The 4,387-nt window shown below is 68.0% G+C and carries 4 protein-coding genes; 3 read left to right on the top strand and 1 reads right to left on the bottom strand.

The window, feature by feature from the left end:
• On the top strand, positions 1-612 hold a 612-nt coding region (locus D7X74_RS39990), incomplete at its 5' end, for an OmpA family protein (RefSeq protein WP_233602459.1).
• Positions 613-700: 88 nt separating this feature from the next.
• Here D7X74_RS39990 and D7X74_RS39995 read toward each other — a convergent pair.
• Positions 701-1,411, bottom strand: a complete 711-nt coding sequence (locus D7X74_RS39995) for an iron-containing redox enzyme family protein (RefSeq protein WP_120538188.1) — start codon at positions 1,409-1,411, stop codon at positions 701-703.
• Positions 1,412-1,730: 319 nt separating this feature from the next.
• Here D7X74_RS39995 and D7X74_RS40000 point away from each other — a divergent pair, with 319 nt between their 5' ends.
• Positions 1,731-3,725 carry a S8 family serine peptidase gene (locus D7X74_RS40000; RefSeq protein WP_120538189.1) on the top strand — a complete coding sequence of 665 codons (1,995 nt, stop codon included), beginning with the start codon at positions 1,731-1,733 and terminating at the stop codon, positions 3,723-3,725.
• Between the two features lie 102 nt (positions 3,726-3,827).
• On the top strand, positions 3,828-4,256 hold the full coding sequence (locus D7X74_RS40005) for a DUF1801 domain-containing protein (RefSeq protein ID WP_120538190.1): 429 nt from the start codon (positions 3,828-3,830) through the stop codon (positions 4,254-4,256).
• Positions 4,257-4,387: the final 131 nt, after the last annotated feature.

The raw sequence follows: 4,387 nt of genomic DNA on the forward strand, positions 1-4,387 counted from the left end.
CCGCCCGCCCCCGAAGCTCCTCCCGAAGCCGTGCCCGAGCCGGAGCCAGCGCCCATGGCGGAGACGGACACGGATGGGGATGGCGTGCCGGACGCGCTGGACGCCTGCGTCCAGGAGCGGGGCACCCGGGAGCAGTCCGGCTGCCCTGCCGACACGCGGCCCCTGGTCACCCTCACCCGGGAGCAGCTGGTCCTGCATGGGCAGGTGTTCTTCAAACCCGGTGCATCGACGCTGACGGGCGCCTCGCGCGTGCTGGATCAACTGGCGCGGGTGCTCCTGGAGCACCCCGAGCTCCCGCGCGTGCTCATCGAAGGCCACACGGACACGGGAGGCTCCGACGCCGCCAACCAGCGGCTGTCCCTGGCGCGCGCCGAGGCGGTGCTCCGCTACCTCGTGCAGAAGGGCGTGCCCGCCTGGCGACTGGAGGCCCGGGGCTTCGGTGCCCGCCGGCCGGCGAGCAGCAATGCCACCCAGGAAGGCCGAGAACAGAACCGCCGCGCGGAGCTGCGCCTGCTCATTGGCGAGCCCGCGCCCCCTCCGACCCAGGTGCCGCCCCTGGGCGCACTCATCCGTCCAAGCCACGATGAATTGTATGACACCCCCAAGACATGAATGTCTTTGGCTCAAAGGATGGCGGGGATGAGCTGGATTCGCAATCAATACTCATCCCCAAGGCGCAAGCCCTCGACTCCGCCTGCCTCTACCTCGCGAGCGGGTGGCCGGTGGGGCTGCCGTCACGGAAGATGCCCGGGTAGATGCTCCGGGTGGCCCGGGCCGAGAGGATGATCGCCGCCTGCTCCTCCGGGTCCGTCAGCCGCCCCAGGATCCTCGCCATCTCCGCCACGTGGTCTCCGTCCAGCGCCCCATGGCTGCGCAGGAACGTCACCGACTTGTGGATGTTGGGAATGGAAGCCACCGCCTGCAGCCGCTCCGCCCCCACGCCCGCCCGCGTCTGCGACAGGTACTCCAGCACGTACGCGGTCCCCAGCACCGCCGTCGGCACGCCCGCGCGCGACGTGAAGAAGTTCCACCCCGTATAGGCCTCCACCGCCGGGCACCGCGCCGCCGCCTCCACCTGCTCCTCCGGGCAGCCCAGGTTCTTCAGATCCGACAGCAACCACTTCTCGTGCCCGCGCTCCTCCTCCCCCTTCTGGATCAACAGCTCCGCCAGCTCCGGGTGTCGTCCCAACCGCTTCAGCCGCTGTCCCGCCTCCCCGAGGATCGGCGTGCTCCAGCGGGCATAGTGATACGTCTGGATGAGGTAGTGGATGTAGCCTGCGGCGTCGATGGTGCCGTTGAAGAGGCGACTGGCGTCAGGGTGCGCATCCACCGCCGCCACCAGCCCTCGCGCCTCACCGTCCAGCACCACCAGCCACTGCGTCCCCGCCTGATACTCCGTCTGTGTTTGCACGTACGTCTCCCGTCCGGGGCGCGTGGGCCCCCCGGCTGCTGCGTTTTGAAGGTGAAGGAAAAGGAGGAGTCGCCCCGGGCCTGGACGACGGGCCTACGCCGTTGTCCAGCGCCACTGTCTGCACGTCATGGAGCCCCGCCCGGTAGCGAACAAGGCCGGCGTCTCACCGACCTCACACGTTCTTTCGCCGCCGGTGACCCGAGTTCGACCCCGGCCATCACTCAGGAAAGCCGCATTGACCGCTTTATCAAGAATAGCTAATTTTACGGTCTGTACGAGGGCTTCCAAACCGGTGCCCGCACGTTCCCCGAGAGGCCGAATGAAACTGAAACTGACGCATGCGGTGAGTGCCATTTCCCTGCTGGCCGCGGCATGCGGCCCGATGCCGGAGGCACAGGAGTCCGACAGCGAGCAATTCGGTCACACGGCGCAGATGATCCGCCGGGACCGGGCCATCGCCGGCGAGTACATCGTCGTCCTGCGCGACGCCACGCAGGCGGTCCGGCAGCAGGGGGCGGCGAACATCGCCCGGGAGATGGTGTCCCTCAACGGTGGCAAGGTGCTGCGGACCTATGAGCACACCATCCACGGTTTCCTGGCGAACATGACCGAGGCCGAGGCCCAGCGCCTCCTGTCCGACCCTCGCGTGGCCTATGTGCAGGAGAACGGCCTGCTCCACGTGTCGGCGACGCAGACCAGCGCGACCTGGGGCATCGACCGCATCGACCAGCGGGATCTGCCGCGCAACAGCTCCTACACCTACAACGTCGACGGCACCGGCGTGCATGCGTACATCATCGACAGCGGTCTGCGGCAGACCCACACCGAGTTCACCGGTCGCGTCGGCAACGGCTACGACTTCATCGACAACGACAGCGACCCTTCGGACTGCCATGGCCATGGCACGCACGTGGCGGGCACGGTGGGCGGCACGACCTGGGGCGTGGCGAAGAAGGTCATCGTCCACGGGGTGCGGGTGCTCGACTGCACGGGCTATGGAAACGACGCGCAGGTCATCGGCGGCATGGACTGGGTGGCGGCCAACCACATCAAGCCGGCGGTCGCCAACATGAGCCTGGGCGATGTCGGCATTCCGGCCATCGATGATGCGACGGAGCGGATGATCGCCGCGGGCGTCACGACGGTGGTCGCCGCTGGCAACGACAGCGCCAACGCCTGCAACTACTCGCCGGCGCGTGCGCCCAACGCCATCACCGTGGGCTCCACCACCAGCAGCGACGGTCGCTCGTCGTTCTCCAACTACGGGACGTGCGTGGACATCTTCGCGCCGGGCTCGAGCATCACCTCGGCTTCCAACTCCGGCAACTCATCGAGCACCTCGATGAGCGGCACGTCCATGGCCTCGCCGCACGTGGCCGGCGCCGCGGCGCTCTACCTGAGCGCCAACCCCACCGCGACGCCCGCGCAGGTGCGTGACGCGCTGGTGAACAACTCCACGCCGAACAAGGTCACCAGCCCGGGAACGGGTTCGCCCAACAAGCTGCTGTACACGCTCTTCATCACCGGCGGCGGCGGCAGCGACACCACCCCGCCCACGACGTCCATCACCGCCCCCGTGGGCGGCGCCACGCTGAGCGGGACCGCGAGCCTGAGCGCCAACGCCTCCGACAACGTGGGCGTGTCGCGCGTGGAGTTCTACGCGGGCACCTCGCTGCTGGGCACGGCGACGGCCGCGCCGTACAGCTTCGCGTGGAACACGACGGCGGTGGCCAACGGCAGCTACGCGCTGACCACGAAGGCGTATGACGCGGCGAACAACGTCGGCACGTCCTCCACGGTGTCGGTGACGGTGAACAACGGCACGGGCAGCTGCTCCATCACCGAGCAGCTCCTGGCCAACGCGGGCTTCGAGAGCGGCAACACGGGCTGGACCACCTCGTCGGGCGTCATCGACGGCACCACGTCCGGCAGTGCGCCGCGCACGGGCACGTACAAGGCCTATCTGAACGGCTACGGCGCCACGCGCACCGAGTTCGCCTACCAGGACATCACCATCCCCGCCACGGCGTGCAGCGCCACGTTCAGCTTCTGGGCGCGCATCACCACGGCGGAGACGACGACCACGACGGCCTACGACAAGCTGGCCATCCAGGTCCGCAACAGCGCGGGCACGGTGCTGGCCACGCTGGCCACCTACAGCAACCTGGACAAGGGCACGGCCTACGTGCAGCGGACGTTCGACCTGGCCGCGTACAAGGGTCAGACGGTCCGCATCTACTTCAACGGCACGGAGGACTCGTCGCTGCAGACGAGCTTCTTCCTCGATGACACCGCGCTGAACATCGTCCGGTAGTCCTCCGGACAGCGCGGACGCCCTTGGGGGCGGATGTCCAGAAGCCCAGCAACCCCACCCGGTTGCTGGGCTTGTTTTTTGACGGAATGATCCGCTGGCCTGATGAACGGCCGGCGCGAAGGGCGCCTTGCAGGGGAGGTCCCATTGAGTGCCGAAAAAACCGCGTCCCAACTCATCGACCAGCGGATCCTCGACCTGGGGGATTGGCGCGGGGAGGCCCTGGCCCGCATGCGGGCGCTCATCCTGGAAGCCGACCCCGAGATGACCGAGGAGTGGAAGTGGATGGGCACTCCGGTCTGGTCGCACCACGGGATTGTCTGCACCGGGGAGTCGTACAAGAAGGCCGTGAAGCTCACGTTCGCCAAGGGGGCGAAGCTCCCGGACCCATCAGGCCTCTTCAACTCCAGCCTGGAGGGCAACACGCGAAGGGCCATCGACATCCACGAAGGGGAGAAGGTCGATGCGCGCGCGTTCAAGGCGCTCGTGAAGGCCGCGGTGGCCCTGAACGGCATGTCGGCGAAGAAGCGGTAGACGTGGAGGCCCACGCCTGCCGCACTGCGGCATGCGCCCGGGGTTCTCGGCTTCTCACGCCCTTGGAACGGGGTACGCAACAAACAACGCCATCCCCCGACAATGTAGGCAAGTCCCCCGCCCCACTCGGT

This window comes from Corallococcus sp. CA047B, from assembly GCF_003612065.1.
Classification (GTDB): Bacteria; Myxococcota; Myxococcia; order Myxococcales; family Myxococcaceae; genus Corallococcus; species Corallococcus praedator.

Excerpts from the sequence above, each read along its gene's own strand:
- D7X74_RS40005 (WP_120538190.1), top strand. The coding sequence starts at position 3,828 with ATGAACGGCCGGCGCGAAGGGCGCCTTGCAGGGGAGGTCCCATTGAGT.
- D7X74_RS40000 (WP_120538189.1), top strand. The coding sequence starts at position 1,731 with ATGAAACTGAAACTGACGCATGCGGTGAGTGCCATTTCCCTGCTGGCC.